Below are 1534 nucleotides of genomic sequence, written 5' to 3' on the forward strand. Positions count from 1 at the left end.
GCGGCGAGCCTCGAGACCGCTTGCAGCGACGCTGGTTCCGGCTCGGCGGGTGGAGCGGACACCCGTCGGCGAGAGAGGTCTCGAGGCCTCGTCGCTGGCGCTCCTCGGCACCTCGACCATCGGATGGAAAGACCGGAGCGTCATTCGGACGCCTTAGATAGATCGATGGTCGAGCGCTTCCATCCCCCCGATGGTCGAGGTGCGAGCCGCGTGCGGCGAGCCTCGAGACCCGGCGAGATGACTAGTGTCGCAACCACATCGACGCCCGCTCGACGCGTCCGAAAATAGTTGTCCACAGATTTTGTCGGACCGACGCTGCCGCGCCGGTTTTGTCGGTACCCCTTCGTACACTTGTTCTCATCAAGTCCGATCGCGGGAGGGGAGGTTGTTCGGATGTCGACCACATTGACGTTCACCGATCCGGAAGCCGACGCCGCCGCGATCACAGCCATGACCCGCGATGAGCTCACCGAGACCGGCCCAGACCTGCTCCGCGAGTCCCGCAAATACGAAGCCCGGACAGTCCTGGCTGCCGCCGCGTTGGCGGAGCGGGTATTTCACGAGCATCTGGCCGATCGGCCCGAGACCGGTGTGTGGGGTTCGGTCGTCGAGCATGCCGAGAGACTCGGCCGGGCCGAGGTGTCGTTGCAGTTCAAGGTCTCCCGCAGCAAAGCCGGGAGTTGGATAGCGCTGGCGGACCTCCTGGAGAAGCTACCGTTGATCCGTGCCGCCTATCTGAACGGGGAACTGTCCACGAATCGGGCTTCGATCATGGCGCGCGCCGCCCAGCGTGGCGAGGACACCGAGACCGACACCGATAGCGTCGATACCGGTGACGAGTCTGGGATGTCGTTCGAGGAGATCGTCCTGGATTACGGGTCCCGGGCCACGACCGACCCTGTGCTATCGCAACAGCTTGACGCTGCGCTGATTTCGATGAACCCCGACAGCGTGATCGAGGACCGCGACACCCTCACCGATCTGGTGGGACACGTGACCATCACCGCCGATGTTGCGGGGCACTCCTCTCTGGATGCGGTTGTTCCCGCCCATTACGGGGTGTTTCTCGCAACGCAGATCAACGCCCTCGTTGACGAACGGACCTGCCGCAAGGACCCCCGCCGTGTGGGGTCGCTGCGGGTGATCGCACTCGGGGAGATCACCGGCGTGCCGGGAGCCCACCTCGACTGCGAATGCGGACAGGACGACTGCCCGAAACGAGGTGGCGGCACCGACAGCAACGGGTCGGCGGAAACACCCGCTGATGCCGAGGATGCGGCAGCATGGGACGACCTGCTCCCCGAACCCGCCGACGCCGACGCTCCCGAAGTCGAGTTCGTCGAGCCCGTCGTCGAACCCGAGATCCCCGACCCTATGAATGAGCCGACGCCGGATGAGGTGCCCGTGGCCTTCGGACGGGCCTTGGTCGTACCCGGGGCACCCGTACTGACGGTGTTGACGGACCCCGACGGTGTGCTGGTGCCCCGGTTGCAGGGATACGGGCCGATCGATCCCGACTACGCCACCACCCTGT

The 1534-nt window shown here is 65.5% G+C and carries 1 protein-coding gene; it reads left to right on the top strand.

Translation table 11 applies throughout. The annotated features are described in order from the left end of the window. Window positions 1-393: 393 nt before the first annotated feature. The coding region (locus B1964_RS19715; RefSeq protein ID WP_079930978.1) for a DUF222 domain-containing protein at window positions 394-1534 on the top strand (1141 nt) is incomplete at its 3' end.

The sequence above is a fragment of the Gordonia sp. i37 genome, assembly GCF_002043085.1.
GTDB classification, from domain to species: Bacteria; Actinomycetota; Actinomycetes; order Mycobacteriales; family Mycobacteriaceae; genus Gordonia; species Gordonia polyisoprenivorans.